General features: G+C 59.3%; 24 protein-coding genes. 10 read left to right on the top strand and 14 right to left on the bottom strand.

The genetic code is table 11. The features are described 5' to 3' along the window. Positions 1-65: 65 nt before the first annotated feature. A complete protein-coding gene (locus BMY54_RS24090) occupies positions 66-347 on the top strand; it encodes a DUF1145 domain-containing protein (protein WP_093438792.1) in 282 nt (93 codons plus the stop codon). After that, positions 340-1,098, top strand: coding sequence for a hypothetical protein (locus BMY54_RS24085; protein WP_093438787.1), 759 nt, complete (start codon positions 340-342; stop codon positions 1,096-1,098). The genes BMY54_RS24090 and BMY54_RS24085 overlap by 8 nt, the downstream gene beginning before the upstream one ends. Before the next feature lie 236 nt (positions 1,099-1,334). Here the strand turns inward: BMY54_RS24085 and BMY54_RS24080 are convergent, their stop codons facing one another. Next, the gene (locus BMY54_RS24080; RefSeq protein WP_093438783.1) at positions 1,335-1,799 is read right to left on the bottom strand and encodes a CopD family protein; all 465 of its coding nucleotides are present in this window, start codon (positions 1,797-1,799) and stop codon (positions 1,335-1,337) included. Between the two features lie 99 nt (positions 1,800-1,898). Here BMY54_RS24080 and dinG point away from each other — a divergent pair, with 99 nt between their 5' ends. From dinG to pdxH, 5 genes are all read left to right on the top strand, one after another. Further along, positions 1,899-4,043 (top strand): ATP-dependent DNA helicase DinG, encoded by a 2,145-nt coding sequence (dinG, locus tag BMY54_RS24075; RefSeq protein WP_093438778.1) that lies wholly within the window; start codon positions 1,899-1,901, stop codon positions 4,041-4,043. Between the two features lie 95 nt (positions 4,044-4,138). Then, positions 4,139-6,619 carry a beta-galactosidase gene (locus BMY54_RS24070; protein WP_093438773.1) on the top strand — a complete coding sequence of 827 codons (2,481 nt, stop codon included), beginning with the start codon at positions 4,139-4,141 and terminating at the stop codon, positions 6,617-6,619. Between the two features lie 236 nt (positions 6,620-6,855). Continuing rightward, positions 6,856-8,001: a serine hydrolase domain-containing protein gene (locus tag BMY54_RS24065; RefSeq protein ID WP_093438768.1), complete on the top strand. Its 1,146-nt coding sequence runs from the start codon at positions 6,856-6,858 to the stop codon at positions 7,999-8,001. 113 nt (positions 8,002-8,114) lie between these two features. Further along, positions 8,115-9,215 carry an OmpA family protein gene (locus BMY54_RS24060; protein ID WP_093438763.1) on the top strand — a complete coding sequence of 367 codons (1,101 nt, stop codon included), beginning with the start codon at positions 8,115-8,117 and terminating at the stop codon, positions 9,213-9,215. 24 nt (positions 9,216-9,239) lie between these two features. Beyond that, on the top strand, positions 9,240-9,887 hold the full coding sequence (gene pdxH, locus BMY54_RS24055; protein ID WP_093438758.1) for a pyridoxamine 5'-phosphate oxidase: 648 nt from the start codon (positions 9,240-9,242) through the stop codon (positions 9,885-9,887). Between the two features lie 5 nt (positions 9,888-9,892). Here the strand turns inward: pdxH and BMY54_RS24050 are convergent, their stop codons facing one another. Further along, entirely contained in the window at positions 9,893-10,129 is a 237-nt protein-coding gene (locus tag BMY54_RS24050; protein WP_093438753.1) for a hypothetical protein, read from the bottom strand. A gap of 168 nt (positions 10,130-10,297) precedes the next feature. On the opposite strand from BMY54_RS24050, the gene BMY54_RS24045 reads away from it, so the two are divergent. After that, positions 10,298-10,762: an outer membrane lipoprotein gene (locus tag BMY54_RS24045; protein ID WP_007969461.1), complete on the top strand. Its 465-nt coding sequence runs from the start codon at positions 10,298-10,300 to the stop codon at positions 10,760-10,762. A gap of 60 nt (positions 10,763-10,822) precedes the next feature. On the opposite strand, the gene BMY54_RS31035 is transcribed toward BMY54_RS24045, so the two are convergent. The 6 genes from BMY54_RS31035 to nhaA form a co-directional block, all read right to left on the bottom strand. Then, entirely contained in the window at positions 10,823-11,056 is a 234-nt protein-coding gene (locus tag BMY54_RS31035; RefSeq protein ID WP_093438749.1) for a DUF7683 domain-containing protein, read from the bottom strand. A 9-nt stretch (positions 11,057-11,065) separates the two neighbouring features. Continuing rightward, positions 11,066-11,320, bottom strand: a complete 255-nt coding sequence (locus tag BMY54_RS24035) for a colicin E3-like toxin immunity protein (protein ID WP_007918564.1) — start codon at positions 11,318-11,320, stop codon at positions 11,066-11,068. A gap of 8 nt (positions 11,321-11,328) precedes the next feature. Further along, positions 11,329-12,558 carry an S-type pyocin domain-containing protein gene (locus BMY54_RS24030; RefSeq protein ID WP_093438745.1) on the bottom strand — a complete coding sequence of 410 codons (1,230 nt, stop codon included), beginning with the start codon at positions 12,556-12,558 and terminating at the stop codon, positions 11,329-11,331. A 189-nt stretch (positions 12,559-12,747) separates the two neighbouring features. After that, positions 12,748-13,488 (bottom strand): ATPase, encoded by a 741-nt coding sequence (locus BMY54_RS24025; protein WP_093438742.1) that lies wholly within the window; start codon positions 13,486-13,488, stop codon positions 12,748-12,750. Then, entirely contained in the window at positions 13,485-13,754 is a 270-nt protein-coding gene (locus BMY54_RS24020; protein WP_093438738.1) for a hypothetical protein, read from the bottom strand. Before BMY54_RS24020 ends, BMY54_RS24025 begins: the two co-directional genes overlap by 4 nt. Positions 13,755-13,876: 122 nt before the next feature. Next, positions 13,877-15,064: a Na+/H+ antiporter NhaA gene (gene nhaA, locus BMY54_RS24015; RefSeq protein ID WP_093438734.1), complete on the bottom strand. Its 1,188-nt coding sequence runs from the start codon at positions 15,062-15,064 to the stop codon at positions 13,877-13,879. 250 nt (positions 15,065-15,314) lie between these two features. Here nhaA and BMY54_RS24010 point away from each other — a divergent pair, with 250 nt between their 5' ends. Further along, positions 15,315-16,409 (top strand): PLP-dependent cysteine synthase family protein, encoded by a 1,095-nt coding sequence (locus BMY54_RS24010; RefSeq protein ID WP_093438729.1) that lies wholly within the window; start codon positions 15,315-15,317, stop codon positions 16,407-16,409. A gap of 137 nt (positions 16,410-16,546) precedes the next feature. Here the strand turns inward: BMY54_RS24010 and BMY54_RS24005 are convergent, their stop codons facing one another. From BMY54_RS24005 to BMY54_RS23995, 3 genes are all read right to left on the bottom strand, one after another. Further along, positions 16,547-18,160, bottom strand: coding sequence for an NAD(P)/FAD-dependent oxidoreductase (locus BMY54_RS24005; RefSeq protein ID WP_093438726.1), 1,614 nt, complete (start codon positions 18,158-18,160; stop codon positions 16,547-16,549). A 97-nt stretch (positions 18,161-18,257) separates the two neighbouring features. After that, positions 18,258-18,911, bottom strand: a complete 654-nt coding sequence (locus tag BMY54_RS24000) for a COG3650 family protein (RefSeq protein WP_093438723.1) — start codon at positions 18,909-18,911, stop codon at positions 18,258-18,260. 59 nt (positions 18,912-18,970) lie between these two features. Continuing rightward, positions 18,971-19,570 carry a short chain dehydrogenase gene (locus BMY54_RS23995; RefSeq protein WP_093438720.1) on the bottom strand — a complete coding sequence of 200 codons (600 nt, stop codon included), beginning with the start codon at positions 19,568-19,570 and terminating at the stop codon, positions 18,971-18,973. 104 nt (positions 19,571-19,674) lie between these two features. Between BMY54_RS23995 and BMY54_RS23990 the strand changes: the two genes are divergently transcribed. Then, complete coding sequence (locus BMY54_RS23990; RefSeq protein WP_093438717.1) at positions 19,675-20,589, top strand: LysR family transcriptional regulator; 915 nt, start codon at positions 19,675-19,677, stop codon at positions 20,587-20,589. Between the two features lie 111 nt (positions 20,590-20,700). Here the strand turns inward: BMY54_RS23990 and BMY54_RS23985 are convergent, their stop codons facing one another. The 3 genes from BMY54_RS23985 to BMY54_RS23975 are packed head-to-tail and all read right to left on the bottom strand — an operon-like array spanning position 20,701 to position 22,816. Next, a complete protein-coding gene (locus BMY54_RS23985; protein ID WP_093438714.1) occupies positions 20,701-21,177 on the bottom strand; it encodes a DoxX family protein in 477 nt (158 codons plus the stop codon). Beyond that, a complete protein-coding gene (locus BMY54_RS23980; protein WP_093438711.1) occupies positions 21,174-21,932 on the bottom strand; it encodes an HvfC/BufC N-terminal domain-containing protein in 759 nt (252 codons plus the stop codon). Before BMY54_RS23980 ends, BMY54_RS23985 begins: the two co-directional genes overlap by 4 nt. Continuing rightward, a complete protein-coding gene (locus BMY54_RS23975) occupies positions 21,929-22,816 on the bottom strand; it encodes an MNIO family bufferin maturase (protein WP_093438708.1) in 888 nt (295 codons plus the stop codon). Before BMY54_RS23975 ends, BMY54_RS23980 begins: the two co-directional genes overlap by 4 nt. Positions 22,817-22,834: the final 18 nt, after the last annotated feature.

The raw sequence follows: 22,834 nt of genomic DNA, 5'->3' as shown, positions 1-22,834 counted from the left end.
TGGCTTATCCCCCGCAGAAGCCGTTACTGTGCGCCCAAAGAATAATTCGCAACACGGGGGAGAGTATGAAAGTGTTCTGGGGGCTGGGGCGGTTGTTGACCCTGCTGTTCTGCTGCGTGGTACTGGCCAATCAGTTGGTGCCGTTCGTACATCCGTTGCATCTGCTGGTCAATCTGGCCGGCGGTCTGTTGTTGCTGATTCATCTATTCGAAGTGCTGCTGTGCAATCGCAGCCTCCAAGGTCGCCCGCACCCTTGGCGTGACCGTGGCCGCATCCTGCTGTTCGGCGTATTTCACCTGCAAACCATCCCGGCCCCGGCCGCTCCGGAGGCTTCTTCCCATGCGTAAACTCTGCTTGCTCGCTGCATTCATCAGTCCATTGGCCTGTGCCCAGGTGGTCAGTGTTGAGACCAACTCGCTGATGCGTTTGCCCAATACCGCCAGCACCTTGCAGCTGGAAAAACTCGAAGTGGCCGATTACGGCACGCTGTTGATTCCGGCGAACGTGACCGAGTTGAGTGTCGGTGAACTACGTCTTGGCCATGAAGCACGCATCGCGATCGTTCCGGGCGAGAACGCTTTGGACATGAAGGTCGTTCGCGCAGAGCTGAGCGACGGCAGCCAGATCACCGCGCGCGGGGCGCCGGGGACGTATGAAAAAGCTGCCCGTGCCGGACGTAATCTGAATCTGCAATTCAAGGCGTTGAACGCGCCGCAGCTGTTGGTCGATGCCCGTGGCGGCACCGGTGCGCCGGGCTTTGTCGGCCTTGACGGCGGTAACGGCGAAGACCCGGGCTGCACTTATGGTTCGGCCGGGCATGGTTTTGATGGCAGCAACGGCAGTGATGGCCAACCGGGCGCTCCGGGTGCGCTGGTGCGGCTGGAAGTGCCGCGCGAGTTTCCGGCTGAGCTGATCAAGGTCAATGTGGCGGGTGGCAACGGTGGCCCGGCGGGTGTTGGCGGCAAAGCAGGCAAGGGCGGCAAGTCCAAGGGCTGCCTGGTGTATCGCGCCGATGGTGGCAAGAACGGCAAGGCCGGGGCGGATGGCCAGCCTGGGCCGGTGGGGGCGGCGGGGGCTGTGACCGTGCAGCGCCTGTAAAGGCAGACCCTCACCCCAGCCCTCCCGAAACGTCGGACCGCCCGTAGGGAGAGGGGGCCGACCGAGGTGACTCAGGCTATCCATCGACCTGAAAAACCGTGTCGACTATGGATTCAAAGCTAATCCTTCAGGTCGGCGTAACTCTTCAATATCCCCCATTCAGTCCCCTCTCCCTACGGGCGGTCCGACGTTTCGGGAGGGTTAGGGTGAGGGGCTTTTGATCTCAGTCCCCAATTTCAGAATATCGGCCGAGCCGCGGCAATCGCCACCAGCACCAGCCCGACAATCAGATTAAGCCCCACCACCCGGCGAATTCGCCCCAGCACCGCCGCACCCGCCGGCCAGTCCTTCGCCTCCACCACCGTACGCAGTTCAGGCAACATCAACCCCTGAATGCGGATAAACAGCGCCGTCATCACCACATACAAGCCCATCATCACCTGCACATACTTCGGCGCGGTCTCAAACCCGACCTGCTGCAAATGCAACATGCCCACGCCGCTGATCGGCAACAGAATCACCGCGACCCAGACCCACCGAAAAAAACCTTGGAACACTTCCACCCACAAGGTGAGGCGGGCTGGGCCGTCGAGGGCCTTCACAGCAGCGGGGCGCAGGACCATCCAGGCGAAAAACATGCCGCCGACCCACACCAGGGCGGACAGCACATGCAGGGGGTAAACGAGGCTAAAAGGTGTCATTGGGGCACTCCGTTCTGCGCGGGATTAATTAGCGGGGTATGATAGCCGCCATCCGAAACCACTGAAAATTTATCCAGCGTTTTTTGCGCCCGACAATCCATGATCAGTACTGAACTCAAAACCACGATCCAGGGCGCCTATTCGCGTTTTCTAGAGGCCAAGAGCCTCAAACCGCGTTACGGCCAGCGCCTGATGATTGCTGAAATCGCCAAAGTCCTCGGGGATATCGACACCGACGACGAAGGCCGGCGCAGTGGCGACCCCGCGATTGTCGCGGTGGAAGCCGGCACCGGTACCGGCAAGACAGTGGCCTACAGCCTGGCCGCGATCCCCACCGCCAAACTGGCCGGCAAACGCTTGGTCATCGCCACTGCGACCGTGGCCCTGCAAGAGCAGATCGTCTACAAGGACTTGCCCGACCTGATGCGCAACAGCGGGCTGAACTTCAGCTTCGCTCTGGCCAAGGGCCGTGGCCGCTACATGTGCCTGTCCAAGCTCGACATGCTCTTGCAGGAAGGCCACGCACAAACCGCCACCGCGCAGCTGTTCGAAGAAGAAGGCTTCAAGATCGAGGTTGATGAGGCCAGTCAGAAGCTGTTCACCAGCATGATCGAAAAGCTCGCCGGCAATAAATGGGACGGCGACCGCGACAGCTGGCCGAATGCGCTGGAAGACGCTGACTGGGCGCGCCTGACCACCGATCACAGCCAGTGCACCAACCGCCATTGCCCGAACTTCGGCCAGTGCGCCTTCTACAAGGCTCGCGAAGGCATGGGCAAGGTCGACGTGATCGTCACCAACCACGACATGGTCCTGGCTGACCTGGCACTGGGCGGCGGCGCGGTGTTGCCGGATCCGCGCGACACCATTTACGTGTTCGACGAAGGCCATCACCTGCCGGACAAGGCCATCGGCCACTTCGCCCATTACACGCGCCTGCGTTCCACCGCCGACTGGCTGGAAACCACCGCGAAGAACCTGACCAAACTGCTGGCCCAGCATCCGCTGCCGGGCGATCTTGGCAAATTGATCGAACAAGTGCCGGAACTGGCGCGTGAGATCAAGGCTCAGCAACAGTTCATGTTCAGCGCCTGTGAGCAGGTTGCCGATTTCAAACCCGGCGAAGACGTCGAGGGGCGCGAACGGCCACGGCATCGCTTCGTCGCCGGGGTGATTCCCGAGCACATGCGCGAAATGGGCATCGAGCTGAAAAAAGGTTTTTCCCGTCTCAACGATCTGTTCACCCGTCTGACCGACCTGCTTAAGGAAGGCATGGACGGCGAGGTCAACATCGGCATCGCCAGCAATCAGGCTGAGGAATGGTATCCGCTGTTCGGCAGCCTGTTGTCGCGAGCCTCCGGCAACTGGGAGCTGTGGACTGCGTTCACCGCCGAAGACCCGGAAGACAGCCCGCCGATGGCGCGTTGGCTGACCCTGGCCGAAAGCGGTTCGCTGTTCGATATCGAGGTCAATGCCAGCCCGATCCTGGCGGCGGAAACCTTGCGCCGCAGCTTGTGGAACGTGGCTTACGGCTGCCTGGTGACCTCGGCGACCCTCACGGCGCTGGGCACTTTCGACCGCTTCCGCATGCGCGCCGGCCTGCCGAAAAAGGCCGTCACTGCTGTGGTGCCGAGCCCGTTCCATCATGCCGACGCCGGTGTGTTGCGGGTGCCGGACATGAAAGCCGATCCACGCGATGCCGCCGCACACACGGCAGCGATCATCCGTGAGTTGCCCGATCTAGTCGAAGGCTCGCGGGGCACCCTGGTGTTGTTCTCCTCGCGCAAACAGATGCAGGACGTGTTCGACGGTCTCGACCGCGACTGGCGCAAGCAAGTGTTCATTCAAGGCAACCTGTCGAAACAGGAAACCCTGAACAAGCACAAGGCACGGGTCGATGGCGGTGATTCCAGCGTGCTGTTCGGTCTGGCCAGTTTCGCCGAAGGTGTCGACTTGCCGGGTGCGTACTGTGAACACGTGGTAATCGCCAAGATCCCGTTCTCGGTCCCGGACGATCCGGTCGAAGCGGCGTTGTCGGAATGGATCGAGGCCCGTGGCGGCAATCCGTTCATGGAAATCTCCGTGCCCGACGCTTCGCTGAAGCTGGTTCAGGCTTGCGGGCGTCTGCTGCGCACCGAAGAAGACCGCGGCACCATCACCTTGCTCGATCGGCGCCTGGTCACCCAGCGCTATGGCAAGGCGATCCTCAATGCGTTGCCTCCTTTCCGTCGTGAAATATCCTGAGACAACGGTGGGCAGTTTTGCCCGCCGTGTTGTCTATCTCTCTGCCATCGCTTTTCCATTGGCCATTGTTGGTCGTTAGGGAGAACTCCGTTCTTATGATCCGCCGTTCGTTGCCTGCCGTATTTGCCTTGATCTTCGCTGCCCCGTTGCTGGCAGCGCCCGCCGGTCAGCAGACCCTGTTCAACTTTGTCCGTCCTGCCGACGTGGTGAAAATCGCCACTGAAAACGCTGATCTGCCGCAAGCCAACGCCGAGCAAACGCCTGAGGGCGAAGTGCTGCGCCGGGTGACGTTCAACCCGGTGGCGCGCCCGACCTTGCGGCTCACGCCGCAGACCGGCGCTTGGGACTGGTCGCAGTCGGGCATGATGACCCTGCGATTGCAGAGCGCAATGGACTGGGCGGTGACGGTCTACGTACAGATCCAGAGCAACGACGGCCGCACCCTGGTCAGCCGCGTCGACCTGCCGGCCGGGCCTGCGCAAACCCTGTTGGTGCCGCTGGTCGCGTCGACACCGCTGAGTCAAGGCATGAAAGCCGGGCCGCCGATGCCGATGACGGTCGATGGTCAACGGATACTGCTCGCCAGCAGCAGCGGTGAGATCGACCGCAGCCAAGTGGTCTCGGTGAGCCTGTCGATGGATCAGCCGAAAGTCGCGCAGAGTTTGCTGCTGGAGCGTTTCGGTGTGCAGGACGGCGAATCGGTCACCCAGGCCGTTTACGGCAATCTGGTCGACGCCTACGGGCAATCGACCCGCAGCAAGTGGCCGGAAAAGGTCAGCAACGATGAACAACTGAAATTCGCCGCCGCCAAGGAACAGCAACAACTGAAAATCTGGCTGGCCGAGCGTGAGAAGTCCTCGCTGGACAAATTTGGTGGCTGGAACAAAGGCCCGGCGTTCAAGGCCAGCGGTTTCTTCCGTACTGAAAAGCGTGATGGCCGCTGGTATCTGGTCACGCCTGAAGGTCATCCGTTTTACTCGCTGGGCGTGAACACCGTCAGCCCGCAGGTCAACCAGACCTACGTGGCCGGTCGTGAGTACATGTTTGAATCCCTGCCTAAACCTGATGAACCGTTGGCCAAGCATTTTGGCGAGGGTGACAACCGTGGCGGCAACGGTGTTGATCAGGGCCGGGGATACGGCAACGGGCGCTGGTACGACTTCTATGGCGCCAACCTGCAGCGCGTGTACGGTGAACCGTGCAAAGCCGACAGTGAGAGCAAGTCCGGAGTCGCCGAAGCGGCCAAGTCTGCCGCCGCTGAAACGGCCGCCGAGAAAGCCGCAGAACCTGTGTCTGTGGCTGCCGAGCCGAAGTCCGGCGTCGCTGAGGCAGCCAAAACTGAAACCGTACAAGCGACAGCGGAAAAGGCTGCTGAGCCGTGCAAGGCCACCATCGATGAGCAACAGTGGGCCAGCCACACGCTCGATCGCCTGCAAGCCTGGGGCTTCAACACGGTAGGTAACTGGAGTGCCGATTCGCTAAGTGATGCCGAGCGTGTGCCTTACACCTTGCCGCTGTCGATCGTCGGTGACTACACCAGCATCAGCACCGGCAGCGACTGGTGGGGTGGTATGCCGGATCCGTTTGATCCGCGTTTCGCCATGGCCACCGAGCGCGCTGTCGCCATCGCCGCCCGCGATCACCGCGACGATCCGTGGCTGATCGGCTACTACGCCGACAACGAACTGGCGTGGGCCGGTCCCGGCGATGATCCGAAATCCCGCTATGCGCTGGCTTATGGCACCCTGAAGATGACCACCGACGTACCGGCCAAACGTGCGTTCCTCAAGCAATTGCGCGACAAGTACCGCAATCAGGCGGGGCTGTCGAAGGCGTGGGGCATCGATCTGCCGGCGTGGGAATTGATGGAAGACCCGGGTTTCGTGCCACCGCTGCCGAATCCCGAGCATCCGGAAATCGAGGCGGACTTCAAATATTTCCAGAAAGTCTTCGCCGACACTTACTTCAAAACTATCTCCGACTCGCTGAAATGGCATGCGCCGAACCAGTTGCTGCTTGGCGGTCGCTTCGCCATCAGCACGCCGGAAGCCGTGGCGTCCTGCGCGCAGTATTGCGATGTACTGAGCTTCAACATGTACACGCTGAAACCGCAGGATGGTTATGACTTTGCCGCACTGGGCGCTTTGGACAAACCGGTAATGATCACCGAATTCAACTTTGGCTCAGCGGATCGTGGCCCGTTCTGGGGCGGCGTCACGCAACTGGCCAAGGAAGACGATCGCGGCCCGGCCTACGCCAACTTCCTCAAACAAGCGCTGAGTGAACCGTCGATTGTTGGCGTGCATTGGTTCCAGTATCTGGACCAACCGGTAACCGGCCGTCTGCTTGATGGTGAGAACGGCCACTTCGGTCTGGTGGGAGTGACTGATCTGCCGTATCAGGGTTTTGTCGAGTCAGTGCGCAAGAGCAATTTGCAGGCGATTGATCAGTTGGGCAAAGAGGCTGAGAAAGCGGCCGCCGCAGCGGGGCATGAGGCTGAGGGTGGCCGCAAAGGCGAGGCCGGTAAAGGGCCGGGAGCAGGGCATGCTGGTGGACATTCCGGCAATGGTCACTGAGTCCTGAGCCACCGCGTCATCGTTCTTCGTCTGAACGCCGCCCGGAGCAGGCTCGCTCCCACAGGAGATCTTCCGTGATACACAGATCCAGTGTGGGAGCGAGCCTGCTCGCGAAGGCGTCAGCCGCCTCAACAAAAATTCCGAAATAACCGTCTGGCCCGCAGCTGTTCCCAAATCCCTCGAGGGCTGGAACAATGCGGGCCACTTTGTAGAGCGTTTTCGCGGGGGAGTTGCGGGTGCAGATTCAGGGACATTACGAGCTTCAGTTCGAAGCGGTGCGCGAAGCTTTCGCCGCACTGTTCGACGATCCCCAGGAACGCGGCGCAGCCCTGTGCATCAAGGTCGGTGGAGAAACCGTTCTCGACCTCTGGTCCGGCACTGCCGACAAGGATGGCACTGAGGCCTGGCACAGCGACACCATCGCCAACCTGTTCTCCTGCACCAAAACCTTCACCGCCGTCACCGCGCTGCAACTGGTCGGCGAAGGCAAGTTGCAACTGGACGTTCCGGTCGCCCGCTACTGGCCGGAATTCGCCGCTGCCGGCAAAGAATCCATCACCCTGCGCCAATTGCTCTGCCACCAGGCCGGTCTGCCGGCCCTGCGCGAGCTGCTGGCGCCGGAAGCGCTCTACGACTGGCAAACCATGGTCGACGCCCTTGCGGCAGAAGCGCCATGGTGGACGCCGGGCACCGGTCACGGTTATGCCGCGATCACTTATGGCTGGCTGATCGGTGAATTGCTGCGCCGTGCTGACGGTCGTGGGCCGGGTGAATCGATCGTCGCTCGTGTCGCCAAACCGTTGGGTCTGGATTTTCACGTCGGTCTGGCTGACGAAGAATTCCACCGGGTGGCGCATATCGCTCGCGGCAAGGGCAATGCTGGTGATGCTGCCGCGCAACGTCTGCTGCAAGTGACCATGCGCGAACCGACTGCCATGACCACCCGTGCTTTTACCAATCCGCCGTCGGTGCTGACCAGCACCAACAAACCTGAGTGGCGACGCATGCAGCAACCGGCGGCCAATGGCCACGGGAATGCGCGCAGTCTGGCCGGTTTCTACGCTGGGTTGCTCGACGGCAGCCTGCTCGAAAGCGACATGCTCGAAGAGCTGACCCGCGAACACAGCCTCGGCGAAGACAAGACTTTGTTGACCCAGACCCGTTTCGGTCTGGGCTGCATGCTTGATCAACCGGATGTGCCCAACGCCACTTACGGCCTTGGCCCACGGGCGTTCGGCCATCCGGGCGCGGGCGGCTCCATCGGTTTTGCTGACCCCGAGCATGATGTCGCGTTTGGTTTTGTGACAAATACCCTTGGGCCGTACGTCTTGATGGATCCGCGCGCGCAAAAGCTCGCGCGGGTGCTTGCCACTTGTCTGTAAAGTTCCATTCGGGATTCCAGGGCCGGAACCTCGAACGTTTTTTCGTTTCAAAGCGACTGTTTATCCGGGCGAAAGTGCTCTGATTTTTCATTACTTCATTTTGTGGATTTTCAATGTCATCTAAAAAGACCCTCGCCCTGGCCCTGTGTGTAGCGATCACCGGTTGTGCACAGACCCCAAAAAACGATGCGGACGGCGGCAGTTGGTGGCCGTTCGGCTCTTCCGACAAGGTGGCGGCCAAAGAACCCGCGCCGGCGCCTTTGAAACCGGCTGCTACCGCACCGGTTGCCAAATCTGAAAGCAGCAGCCCATGGTACTGGCCGTTCGGTTCCGATGACGAAGCGGCCAAGGCCGACATGAAGGCTGAAGTCGCCCCCGAAGCAAAAAAACCGGTCACCGTGGCCAAAGCTGAAGCCGATGCAGGTGGCAAATGGTGGTGGCCGTTCGGCGGCAAGGATCAACCCACCACCAAAGCCGTGCCGATGCCGGATCCGAAAGTGACCCAAGCCTGGCTCGACGACTACGAGCCGCGCCTGCGTGAAGCGGTCAAGGACAGCAATCTGCAACTCGAACGCCGTGAAAACGTGCTGGTCGTGACCGCGCCGGTGGAAGGCTCGTTCAACCCGGATCGTCCAGCCATGTTGCTGCCGGTCACCCTCGGCCCGTTCACCCGCGTGGCGAAAATCCTCGAAGCCGACCCGAAAACCGCCGTGCTGGTCCTTGGGCACAGCGATACCACTGGCGCAGCGCCAGCCAACATCAAGCTGAGCCAGGAACGTGCCCAGGCTGTTGCCGCGATCTTCCGCCTCAGCGGCCTGCAGCGTGATCGCCTGATGCTGCGTGGCATGGGTTCCGAAGCACCGCGTGCGGCCAACGACAGTGTTGAAGGTCGTGCGTTGAATCGTCGTGTTGAACTGCTGGTGACCCCGCAGAACACCATGGTTGCCTTGCTGAGCAAGTACAACATGCCGGCACCGAAGCCAGTGACCCTGGTCGCGGCACAGGACGTCAAGCCAGTCGCCAAACCGGTCACTCCGGCTCCTGCCGCGAAAAAAGCCGCTGTACCGGCAACCAAAAAGGCTCCGGTAAAAAAAGCGGCTGCCAAGGCACCGGCCAAAAAAGCCCCGGCCAAGGCCCCAGCGAAAAAGACTGCTCCAGCCAAAGCCGCCGCGACCGACAAGAAAGTCGCCGCGACCGATACCACCAAGAAGTGATCCGCTAACGAAAAGGAATGCGCCATGACCCAGGCTCTGGCAGATATGCGTCGTGATTACACCCGGGATGGGCTGACCGAGGCGCAAGCCCCGGCTGAGCCATTTGCGTTGTTTCACCAGTGGTTTGCCGACGCGGTGAAAACCGAACAGCCACCGGTGGAAGCCAACGCTATGACCCTGGCCACGGTCGACAAGGATGGGCGACCGCATTGCCGCATTCTGCTGCTCAAGGGCCTGGACGAGCAGGGCTTCACCTTCTTCACCAACTACGACAGTGCCAAGGGTCAGCATCTGGCGGCCAACCCGTTCGCCGCCATGACTTTCTTCTGGCCAACCCTCGAACGCCAGGTGCGCATCGAAGGGCGGGTGGTGAAGGTCACGCCTGCGGAGTCGGATGCGTATTATCAGGTGCGTCCGCTGGGCAGCCGTCTCGGTGCCTGGGCATCACCACAGAGCCGGGTGATCAACGGGCGCGGTGAACTGGAAGATTTGCTCAAGGCCACCGAGCAGCGTTTCTCCGACACGCAACCCGACTGCCCGGAACACTGGGGCGGTTACCGCTTGCTGCCTGAGCGCATCGAATTCTGGCAGGGCCGTCCGAGCCGTCTGCACGATCGCCTCAACTACCGTGTGCAGGGCGCCGACTGGATTCTTGAACGTCTGGCACCTTAAGCAGTCTACCGAGCGGGATAGCCTGCCGCAGCGGCCTCCAGCCACTTCGGCAGATCCCGGCGCTTGATCTTCTGCATCTGAGCATTCGCTAACTGTTCGAGCATGAAGGCACGTTTTCCTTCATCCTTGCCCGCCAGTGACAGCGCCAGGTCGCGATCCATCCAGCGCTTGATCCGCACGTACAACCACCAATGGAAGTACAAACCAGCGGCAGTGGTGACGACGATGATGAAGTAATCCATGAAAATCCTTGGTGTCCGTGGCGCGGAATCGGTAATTTGGCGCTACTGTTGGGAAACCTTGCAGGCGTCTGTACCGCGCCTGAATGAAAGCCAATTTATCCGGGCGGCGTCGTGACAGGCGTCAAGCCACGGAGTTTAATGAATATATGTTCCTTTGGAGTTGATGCTATGCGTAAGTCTGTTCTGCTGGTTGCTTCCTTTTCCACGATGGCGATGTTGCTTACCGGCTGCCAATCGAGCCTGACCGGTGACTCCTACTCCCGTGACGAAGCGCGTCGTGTGCAGACGATTCGCATGGGTACCATCGAATCCCTGCGTCCGGTGAAAATCGAAGGCACCAAGACCCCGATCGGCGGCGCTGCAGGTGCAGTGGTCGGCGGCGTCGGCGGCAGCGCCATCGGCGGCGGCAAGGGCAGCATCGTTGCTGCGGTTATCGGTGCGGTGGCGGGCGGTCTGATCGGTTCGGCGACTGAAGAAGGCCTGACCCGTACCCAAGGTGTGGAAATCACCGTGCGTGAAGACGACGGCAGCATGCGTGCCTATGTGCAGCAGGTTCAGGAGAATGAAGTGTTCCGCGTTGGCGAGCGCGTGCGCATCTCCACCGTTGGCGGGACCAGCCGCGTTTCGCACTAAGCGGGATGTAGGGTTAAAAAAAAACCGATCAGGTGACTGGTCGGGTTTTTTTAATGCGTTTCAACGTCCATTGCACGTCAGTTGGAAGGTGAACTTCGGATCGAAGACATTCCTTCCCAGCAGTTTCTCCAGCGCGGCTAGCTGATCATTTGAAAGATCGTAACCCTCCCAGCCTTCCTGCTTACAAGACCAATTCATGATGGCAGCCAAGTTCTCGTCGCATCCGCTAGGCAGGTCTTCTTCAAAAACGAGAAACTCTGTTTTCCTATCGAATGCTTCAATCCTATAAATCATAAGATACCGTCACCAAACATCGCTGTAGTCAAAAGAGATCTGATAATCGTAAGTTTTGAAGACGATGCCATGTTGAAAATACGGCTGAATGATTGGAACCCATTCTTCGAAAACATTGAAACCGCCATTGTTTATGTTGTTTTCCACCGGTATTCCCAAGGCATTCAAAACGCCCTCATCATCGCCTAAATCCTTGGAATACTCTTCGCCTTCGCACAGATCAGTTTGCTTGTCGTACCACTCTAGCCTCAGTTTTAATCCCATCATCAACCTCACAAATATTTTTTTCTGATGCTTCTTTCATCTTTCGCATCTTCGCGTCGCTCCCCTGTAAAAGGGTCAAACGCGCCTAGGTGAGTTCCGTCACTTGCTCGGTAAACCTCCAACTCTCCGTGCATCGAGTCCCACTCGTAGATTTTTCTACCTTTCGCATCTTTCCACCGTTCCCGAAGTCCTCCGCCTCCTTGTATAGGATTCTTTTTCTGCACCTTTATCAGTCCGGGAAATGCAGTGATTTCCTCTGCTTTTGGAGGCCTATGATAACTATGCCCCGCGGACGGTAAGCCTTTACGTGATGATGTGCTGACTACGATGTATACCGGCCTAACACCCGAATTAGCCGGAAACACCAAAATGAAATCCCGATACTCTGGCGGATAAACCGGATTGACCAGAATTCCATCCGCCGCTCTCGTCGGCGGATACACCCAGATATGCGGCGCTTGCGGTGCAGCCTCCAACGCGGGAATACCAAGGATGTCGGAGCCATCCACAGCCGGCGTCCAGATCAGTTCCACACTTTCGCCCAAGTCAGCAATGAACTGGCTGCCACGCAACTTGAACTGCACGACATCAACCATTTCCCAATCGCGATTCTTGCCGGTGTAGAAGCCGTAGCCCTTCAGGCTGCCGTCGGCCTGCTGTTCGACCCTCAGCCGAACACGCGTTCGCGCCTGTTCAAGTCCGCGCAACTGCTCGTCGGTATACAGCGCACTGTCGCCAAGATTCGATGGCATAAACAACGCAACCAAACCAACCAAAGGCGCAACAGCCGCACTGGATACAGCGGCGGGCAGCGTCTCAAACACCGATCCCGCCAAAGCCAGACTGCCAAATCCAGCTGGAATAGCGGTTGCACCGATTTTCTTGAGAGGAACTGCGCCGCTTTCATCGGCCTCACGCGCGCCCAGCAGGATCAGGTCGCCGTAGTCCTTCAGACTGTCAGTCGGCACCATCCCCGCAGGGCTGGAGTAATCGATAATCGCATCCGGCAATTTGCAGGACTTGGCGAATACGCAGCCAGCCCGAACGGGCTCTGTCTTCTTAACCGCCACCTCACGGCTGCGCTCGAAAGCCTCCTGCCGTGCCAGCATGGTGTCGTAAGCGTTTTGTCTGGCATCACGTTCGGCCAGTTCCGTGGCCGTCATGTAGCGGTAAGTGACGTGGTGCCCGTCTCCTTGAGGTGGGTTGGGAACCCGGGGAATGTCCTTATTGCCAGCCACTGATCGTCCTTTCGTTCATCCGTCGACAGCCCTTCGCAAAGGGCTGCGCAACGTTAACGAAGCAGGAAAATGGTGGCTGTAGGACGCGTCTCTAAAGACGTGGGGATTGTTCGACGGATGCTGATCTGTAGATAGGCTGTTGTTCGAGACTCAGAGGACTGAGCCCGCAGGAAAAATTTGTTCAGCGCACTACAGTAATTTGTCGAGCACGAACTCTTTGAACCAAGGTGGCTGAGTATCTGATTTGATCTCAATCAGCTCGCCATCGGTGATCTCCGCAATCTGCGTGAGGCCTTCGCTACCTTCATCCGAGTTGTCGAAAATGTAGGCTCTGTTGGAGGTCAGGATGGCATCAGACAGAAGCTCCAAAGATCTCCAGTACCGTGCCTCTATCTTTTCAGGAGGAACGCTGTGCCCACCTTGTTTAACACGATACGCAACCCTGGCAATGTTGATCTGAGGGTCGGCGGTAGCGACGTAGTAAACATAAACCCGGTAACCGGAAGCATGAGCTTCGGCGAGCAGTTTGACCTTGTCAGAGGACGACATGACAGTTTCAAACGTAAAGCTGATTCGCTCTTTGATCAAAGATCTTCGTATGAAGTCGGAAAGGGCTGATGCGACGTACGAGTCGATTACAGTATTTGCGAAGCTAAGCCGTTCACCGTCGATTGTCAGGGAATCCAGCTTTGCCAATGAGTGAGGGGATTTCTTGAGTAGAGCGTGCTCACGAAAGAATTCAAAGATGTCTTCTTTGTGAGCTTCGATGCGATAGGAGGTGAAGTCAAAATACCCTGTATCTTTGATTGAACGTTCTATGTCATCAGGATTTATGTAGTTTCCCAGCAAATGTGCGGGAACCAGTCGATTGAAGGTGCTTTTTCCTGACCCGTTCGGGCCGGCGAATATCCGTATTCTCGGTGTGCTCAAGAATTAACCTGTTTCGAGGATTTGTTGATGTGCAGGCGGGTGCCGCTTTTCAGGTTTCCATAGGTACCGATTGTGCGCAAAACAACGGAACTCTTCTCTGTCACTTCAAATAGCTGACCATCTTTAGCAACGAGCACTGCAGCGCCATTGGCGAGCGCCATTTTGTAGGCGTTGCTGAATGCCTTCAGAGCGATGTCCGGAATCCGAGACTCCTGTATGGAAATCTGATCGTCCGTCATTGGGCGTTTTTCTGCTTTACGTGACATGGATGACTCCAGAATCGGTGCTGAGAAGGTGCGGCTGTCGATCAAACATATAGCACACTTGCGAGGTTCAGAGCCAAGCCCCTCTGGATAGAAGGGCCTCGACTTTTGTAGAAAAATGCGTCTCAAGCGTTTTGCAGAGTATTCCGGCGACTCGCCGCCGCCGTCACCGCATAACCAATCAACGCCGCCAGAATCGACCCGGTCAAAATTCCCATCCGGTCCATCCCGGCGTAATCACTCACACCCGGCTCAAACGCCAGTGAACCGACAAACAGGCTCATGGTGAAGCCGATGCCGCACAGGATCGCCACGCCCAGCACCTGACCCCAGTTGGCGCCTTGGGGCAGGGTGGCGATGCCAATCTTCACGGCCAGCCATGTCAGGCCGAAAACACCGACGGTCTTGCCCAGCAACAGGCCTACCGCAATGCCCATCGGCACATGGTGGGTGAAGCTTTCCACGGTGACGCCGCTCAGCGACAACCCGGCGTTGGCAAAGGCGAACAGCGGCAGGATGCCGTAAGCCACCCATGGGTGCAGCGCATGTTCGAGGGTCAGCAACGGCGACGGTTCGGCGTTTTTCGTGCGCAGCGGGATGCAGAAGGCCAGGGTTACGCCCGCCAGCGTGGCGTGGACACCGCTCTTGAGTACGCAAACCCAGAGGATCAGGCCGATGATCATGTACGGCCCAAGCTTGACCACCCCGAGCCGGTTCATCGCCACCAGCGCCGCGATGCACGCCGCCGCCAGACCCAGCGACAGGGTCGAGAGTTCGCCGGAATAGAAGATCGCGATGATTACGATGGCGCCGAGGTCATCGATGATTGCCAGGGTCATCAGGAACAGTTTCAGCGACACCGGTACGCGCTTGCCGAGCAGGGCCAGCACGCCGAGGGCGAAGGCGATGTCGGTCGCGGTCGGGATCGCCCAGCCGTCGAGGGCTGCCGGGTTGTCGCGATTGAGGAACCAGTAGATCAGCGCTGGCACCAGCATGCCACCGATCGCTGCGGCGCCGGGCAGGACGATCTGCGACGGTTTCGATAGCTGACCATCGAGGACTTCGCGCTTCACTTCCAGGCCGATGAGCAGGAAGAACATCGCCATCAGACCGTCATTGATCCACAGCAGCAGGGGTTTAGCGATTTTCAACGCACCGATCTGCGCCACCACCGGGGTGTCGAGCAGGCCGGTGTACAGCCACGACAGCGGCGAGTTGTTGATAATCAGGGCCAGGATGGCCGCGGCGATCAATAACAGACCGCTGGCAGCTTCCAACTGAAAGAAACGCGTGAAAGTGCTACGCAGAGGCAAGGTCGCTCTCCATCGATAAAGTCAAAAGGTGGGACACCCTAACCCGTACTGTTAGTTGTTAAAACAAAAGTTATATTCTTTTTTGTTATATGTCGTTACAAGGTGTCTGGCTCAAGCCATGCTGAGCCTAGCAGTTGCCTGACATATTGAGACTCAGCTGTATCTGTGCGCGCTATAGGATTTTTCCTAAGCTGATGAGTGAGCCTTTCTAACAGCTTCATCTCCTGCCGATTCAACGAGAACCATCACCATGAGCGACAACCGACAGTGGGCCCGCGAAGCCATCCGCATCATCGAGGCGGATTTTCAGCGCAGCGCCGACACCCACCTGATCCCTTTGCCGCTGCCGGGTTTTGCAGGCATCGAGTTGTACTTCAAGGATGAGTCGAGCCATCCGACCGGCAGCCTCAAGCATCGGCTGGCTCGTTCGCTGTTTCTCTATGCATTGTGTAACGGCTGGCTGAAACCTGGCGCGCCGGTGATCGAGGCGTCCAGCGGTTCGACGGCGATTTCCGAAGCGTATTTCGCGCGGATGCTCGGCCTGCCGTTTATTGCGGTGATGCCGGCGACCACGTCCAAAGAGAAGATCGCGCAGATCGCGTTCTACGGTGGCCAAAGTCATCTGGTGAAAGATCCGACGCAGATCTACGCCGAATCCGAGCGCCTGGCCCGCGAACATGGCAGCCACTTCATCGACCAGTTCACCTACGCCGAACGTGCCACTGACTGGCGCGCGAACAACAACATTGCCGAATCGATCTTCCAGCAGATGCGCTATGAGAAGCACCCGGAACCGAGCTGGCTGATTTCCAGCCCCGGCACCGGCGGCACCACCGCGACCCTGGGTCGTTATGTGCGCTATCGCCAGCATTGCACCCGCGTTTTGTGCGCCGATGCCGAGCGTTCGGTGTTCTTCGATTACTACCAAACGGGCGATGCGAGTTTGCGCCTGGACTGCGGTTCGCGCATTGAAGGCATTGGCCGGCCGCGCGTTGAGGCGTCGTTCCTGCCGAAGGTGATCGATGCAATGGTCAAAGTGCCGGATGCCTTGTCGCTGGCGGCCATGCATTATCTGGCGCAGCGTCTGGGACGGCATGTTGGCGGGTCGAGCGGGACCAATCTGATCGGTGCGTTGATGGCGGCGCAGCAGATGAAAGCGGCGGGAGAATCAGGGTCGATCGTGGCGATTCTGTGCGATGGCGGCGAGCGGTATGCCGACACCTATTACGATCAGGATTGGCTGAAGGCGCAGGGGTATGAGTTGAGTGGGTTGATCGAAGCGGTGGCGGCGAGTGCCGAGCGGGGTGAGGCGCTGCCGACTTCAGTACAGCGCGCCAATATCTAAAGAAACACAGAAACCAAATGTGGGAGCGAGCCTGCTCGCGAAGGCGTCATCTCATTCAACATCATCATTGACTGAAATAGCGCTTTCGCGAGCAGGCTCGCTCCCACAGGGTTTTGTGTTGAGTCAGCTAATGCTGATCAGGCTTCAAGGCCGAGGATGTCCCGCGCCACGGCTTCAGCAATGCGAATCCCGTCAACACCTGCCGACAGAATCCCGCCCGCATAACCCGCGCCTTCGCCCGCCGGGAACAAGCCCTTCACGTTCATGCTTTGCAGCGTTTCGTTACGGGTAATTCGCAGCGGCGAAGAGGTGCGCGTCTCGATCCCGGTCAACACCGCATCGTGCAGCGAGTAACCGCGAATCTGCTTCTCGAACGCCGGCAACGCTTCGCGGATCGCCTCAATGGCAAAATCCGGCAATGCCAAGGCCAGGTCACCCAGCGCCACGCCCGGTTTGTACGACGGCTCGACTTCGCCCAGTTCGGTCGAAGGAATGTCGTTGATGAAGTCGCCAACCAGTTGCGCCGGGGCTTTGTAATCGCTGCCGCCGAGAATAAAGGCGTGTGATTCCAGACGTTCCTGCAACTCGATCCCGGCCAGCGGGCCACCCGGGTAATCGACTTCCGGGGTGATGCCGACAACGATGCCGGAGTTGGCGTTGCGCTCGTTACGCGAATACTGGCTCATGCCGTTGGTGACCACGCGGTTCGGCTCGGAAGTCGCCGCGACCACGGTGCCGCCCGGGCACATGCAGAAGCTGTAGACCGAACGACCGTTCTTGGCGTGGTGCACCAGTTTGTAGTCGGCGGCCCCGAGTTTCGGGTGGCCGGCGTACTTGCCCAGGCGCGCACGGTCGATCAGCGATTGCGGGTGTTCGATACGGAAACCCACCGAGAACGGCTTGGCTTCCATGAACACGCCACGACTGTGGAGCATGCGGAAAGTGTCGCGGGCGCTGTGGCCGAGGGCCAGAACCACGTGTTTCGAATGCAGGGTTTCGCCGCTGGCCAGTTGCACGCCGACCAATTGGCCGTCTTCGATCAGCACGTCGGTGACGCGTTCCTGGAAGCGCACTTCGCCGCCCAGTTCGCGGATCTGCTCGCGCATGTTTTCAACCATGCCGGTCAGACGGAACGTACCGATGTGCGGCTTGCTGACGTAGAGGATTTCTTCCGGTGCACCGGCCTTGACGAACTCGTGCAGGACTTTGCGGCCGAGAAACTTCGGGTCCTTGATCTGGCTGTACAGCTTGCCGTCGGAGAACGTGCCCGCACCGCCTTCGCCAAACTGCACGTTGGATTCCGGGTTGAGCACGCTTTTACGCCACAGGCCCCAGGTGTCTTTGGTGCGCTGGCGGACTTCGGTGCCGCGTTCGAGGACGATCGGCTTGAAGCCCATTTGCGCCAGCAGCAGGCCGGCGAAGATCCCGCACGGGCCGAAACCGACAACGATCGGACGCTGGCTCAGGTCGCTCGGCGCCTGGCCGACGAATTTGTAGCTGACATCCGGCGCCACGTTGACGTTACGGTCATCGGCGAACTTGCCCAACACGTTGGCCTCGTCGCGTACGTTGAGGTCGATGGTGTAGATGAAGCACAGTTCGGAGGACTTTTTGCGCGCATCGTAGCTGCGCTTGAACAAGGTGAAATCGAGCAGATCATCGCTGGCGATGCCCAGACGTTGCACGATGGCAACGCGCAGGTCTTCTTCGGGATGGTCGATTGGCAGCTTGAGTTCAGTGATTCGTAACATGGCGAGGATCCGGGTTCGCGGGGCGCACAACTGCGCCAGGGCGTTTGAAGGCCGCGATTATAAGCCGCAAAGGCCGGATCCGGTGAGGCTAAAACGCTCAGTCGTTGCGCGATCCGCCGAAATACCCGCAACCGCGCTGCACCTGGCCGTCGATGCGCAGTTCGGCGCTCATGTGCTGCACGCTGCCGGTGCTGCTGTCGACGCAGCGCTGCGGCGCGACCCACAACTCGATGCGCTGGTTATTGGCTTCGCTGCTCAGATTGAAGCGGCCGTCGCCCAGTTGTTCTTCAACATAGGGCACCGCGAGTGGCGGCTGGCCTGCGCGGTCGATGACCATGCCTTTGCCGCTGACTTTGACGTTCCATTCCGGGCCATGGCCGGCCGCGCGCAGGATCAGTTGTTTGAAGTTGGGATCATCGCAAGCCGTGCCCGAGCGCTCGACGCGGTACAGCTGAGTCAGGTCGAGTCGATCGCCGGCAACTTTGCCGCGAATATCGGCAAACAGTTTGCCTTGCTCATCAGCCAGCGTTGCCGCTTCTTGCAGAATGCTGGTGCCACCAATGTCATTGACCACCAGTTGACGCTGCTCCTGGCACGGCTGGAACACCAGTTTGCCGTCGGCAGCGGTCAGTTGCCCCTGCATCCGCGTCTGCCCGACGTGCGAGGTACTTTCTCGCTGGCCATCGAGCAACTGGCAAGCGGCAAACAATGGCAGCAGGGCAATAACGACTAACGAACGGGCAACACGCATCTTCGGCTCTCCAGACAAGTGCCGCCACGTTACGCAGCCTGACCGTTCATCACAAGGGTTTAGCCCACGTGAAATGTCTGACCTGTCTGCAGGCCTTCCACACTCTTCGCGTAGGCCAGCGCCACATCCGCCGCAGGAACCGGCTTGTAACCACGGAAATACGGGGCGTAGCTGCCCATGGCTTCCAGCAGTACGGTCGGGCTGATCGAGTTCACTCGCAGGCCGCGTGGCAGTTCGATAGCGGCGGCGCGCACGAAGCTGTCGAGGGCGCCGTTGACCAGCGCTGCCGAGGCGCCGCTGCGGATCGGATCATGGCTGAGCACGCCGGTGGTAAAAGTGAAGGAGCCGCCGTCATTGGCGAATTCGCGGCCGATCAGCAGCAGATTGACCTGGCCCATCAGTTTGTCTTTAAGCCCGAGGGCGAAGCTGTCTTCAGTCATCTCGCCCAGTGGGGCGAAGGTCACGTTGCCGGCGGCGCACACCAGGGCATCGAACCTGCCAGTTTTTTCGAACAGTTTGCGGATCGATGCGCTGTCGCTGATATCCACCTGCAAGTCACCGCTGGTGCGGCCAATGCGGATGACTTCGTGGCGTTGCGACAGTTCTTTGTCCACCGCCGAACCAATGGTGCCGCCAGCGCCTATCAACAGAATCTTCATCGTGCCGTACCTCAAGTGATTGAACGAGGTTTCAGTCTAGAGTGGTTTTTTCTGTGGATAAGCGCGCTAATAGGCAACCTTTGGTTTTCAAATGGAAACAATCCATGAGCGAAATGGATGATCTGGCGGCGTTCGCAGTGTTGATCGAAGCGGGCAGTTTTACCCTGGCGGCGCAGCAGTTGGGCTGCAGCAAGGGTCAGTTGTCCAAACGCATCAGTCAGCTCGAAGCACAGTTTTCCGTGGTGCTGCTGCAACGCACCACCCGGCGCTTGAGCCTGACCGCCGCCGGCGCAGCATTGTTGCCGCAGGCCCAGGCGTTGGTCGTACAGGTGGAAAGGGCGCGTCAGGCCTTGGCGCGGTTGAAGGACGATATGGCCGGACCGGTGCGCATGACGGTGCCGGTGTCGCTGGGCGAAACCTTCTTCGATGGTCTGCTGTTGGAGTTCTCGCACACATACCCCGAGGTGCAGATCGAGCTGGAGTTGAATAACAGTTACCGCGATCTGTCTCGGGACGGCCTTGATCTGGCGATCCGCAGCGAAGTGGCCAACGACGAGCGACTGGTCGCCAAACCGTTACTGGCATGGCAGGAAATGACCTGCGCGAGCCCGGCTTACCTCGAACGCTTCGGTGAACCGTTGACGCCGCAGGCACTGGCCGAGCATCGGTGCTTACTCAACAGCCACTACAGCGGGCGTGAGGAATGGCTTTATCACCAGCAGCATGAATTGCTGCGGGTGCGGGTGTCGGGGCCGTTCGCCAGCAACCATTACAACTTGCTGAAGAAAGCCGCGCTTAGCGGCGCCGGTATCGCGCGACTGCCTTCCTACTTACTGCAAGCGGAATTGGCTGACGGCCGATTGCGCTGGCTCCTGCGCGATTTTCAGACCCGGCGCATGCCGATGTACCTGGTGCATCCGTATCAGGGCGGACTGCCGAAGCGCACGCAAGTACTCGCTGACTATCTGATCGGCTGGTTCAAACGCAGCGGTGAGGCGCTGGATCGCCTTCAGCGCTGACTTCATTCTCCTGTGGGAGCGAGACTGCTCGCGAAAGCGGTTTCACAGACACTTCATGTGTTGACTGAACTAACGCATTCGCGAGTAGGCTCGCTCCCACAAGGATTTTGTTTATTTTGCGAAATGGCGGGCGATCAGATGATCAATCGACAACTTGCCCGGCCCCGTCGCCATCAGGTACAGCAACACCGCCGCCCAGGTGCCGTGGGTCGGATAGGCATCGGGATACACAAACAGTTGAATGGTCAGGGTCATCCCCAACAGGGCCAACGCCGAAAAACGCGTAGCGAAGCCGATCAGAATCAGCAGCGGAAAAAAGTGCTCGGCGAACGCGGCCATGTGCGCGGCAATCTCTGGCGACAATAACGGCACGTGGTATTCGCTCTTGAACAACGGAATCGTCGAGTCGGCCAGACGTGGCCAGCCGAATTGAAAAGTGCCGTCAATCAAGTCAATGGCCAAACCTTCAACCTTGGTCTGTCCTGATTTCCAGAACACCGCGGCAATCGAGAAACGCGCAATGAACGCGATCAGGCTGTGGGGGATTTTTTCCAGCAGCGCAATGGCGCGGGTGATGAGCGTTTTCATGGCAGTTCCTTGTTATTCAAGTGGGTAATGGCGTTGTGCGCGATCAGCAAGCCGAGGGTTTGCGCGAGGTCGAACTCAGGGCTGTTTTCCGCCGCTTTCAGCAGTGGCTGGCCATCGATCAGGTTGCGGATAAACGTACTGGCGCCGGGGTCAACGGCAAACACTTCGACGTCCAGGCCATTGCGCAATACCAGCGCGTGTTGCCTTTGGTTGATGTCGATGCCCTCCAGTGTCGCGTCGTGTTGATGTGCGCCCCAGATCGCCACCACGGCATAGGTTGAGTCGAGCAGGTGCAGGGAGGGATGAAGGTCGAGGCGCAGCTCACTCAGCGTTTGCGCATCAGTCAGGGCTGCCGTGATTTCTTCTGGCCGGACGGGCAGGGCGTCGGCGGCGTGATAGGCGAGGGTGCGCAGGTGCTCAAGGCGCGCCACGTCGGCCAGATAAGGCACGCTGCCGGCGGGTTCAAACGCTGCAATGAAGTCCGCAAATTGTTCGCCGTAGCAGCTCATCAACCGACTTTGCGGCGGTTGCTGTTGTACGAAAACGGCCGCCATGGCGCGGAAGAATTCTTCGCCCACCAATTGCACAACCACCGGATAGCTGTCGCCCAACGCATTGCTCAGCGAGCCCTGCACGTTGTTGCGATACACCGCGAAACGGCTCGCCGGATCAGCGCCGTTGGCACTGCACAGACCTTCGGGGCAGGGCAGCCGCGTGTCGATGAGCGCAGCCGCGAAAGCGCGTTGATTGCTCATGTGCGGCCTCCGGCCTCGCGCAAAAGCGCATCAGCCTGTTGCGCCTCGACCAGCAGCACTGCGAACGCCGGCACTTGATTGTCGCGCTCGATCAGAGTCGCCACCGGGCCGGTGCGCTGCAGTACTTGCCGGTACAAATTCCAGACGGCTTGATCGATCGGCGCGCCGTGATCATCGATCAGCAAACGATCGCCGAGGCTGTCGCTATCTTCGGCAAACCCGGCCAGATGAATCTCGCCAACCCTGTGCAGGGGCAGGGTATCGAGATACGCCAACGGATCACGCTGATGGTTCACGCAGGAAACGTAGACATTGTTGACGTCGAGCAACAGGCCACAGCCACTGCGGCGGATGACCTCTGCGATGAAGTCTGCCTCATCGATCGTCGAGCGCTCGAACGCCAGATAGGTTGCCGGATTCTCCAGCAGCATGGGTCGTTGCAGGGTGTTCTGCACCTGATCGATATGCTCGCAGACGCGGTTCAGCGTCGGCTTGTCATAGGCCAGTGGCAGCAGATCATTGAGAAACACCGGGCCGTGGCTCGACCAGGCCAGATGTTCGGAAAAGGATTGCGGTTGATAGCGCCGAATCAGTTCGGCGAGGCGCTTGAGGTGCTGTTCATCCAGCGGCCCTTCAGCACCGATGGACAAGCCGACACCGTGCAGCGACAGCGGATACTGCTCGCGGATCAAACCGAGAAAATGATGAAACGGACCGCCGGCCACCATGTAGTTTTCAGCGTGGACTTCGAAGAAGCCGATGTCCGGTGATGAGCCGAGCACTTCACGAAAGTGCCCGGTCTTGAGTCCCAGCCCGGCACGGGGCGGGAGCCCGGTGAGGGCTGCCTGAGTGCGGGGTTGGGCATGGTCATTGAGGGTGAGCATGATCGTCACTCAGGCAGT

It is taken from the genome of Pseudomonas sp. ok266, from assembly GCF_900110195.1.
In the GTDB taxonomy this organism is placed as follows: domain Bacteria; phylum Pseudomonadota; class Gammaproteobacteria; order Pseudomonadales; family Pseudomonadaceae; genus Aquipseudomonas; species Aquipseudomonas neuropathica.
The sequence above is the reverse complement of the archived record's forward strand: the minus strand, read 5'-3'. Positions and strand labels throughout refer to the sequence as shown.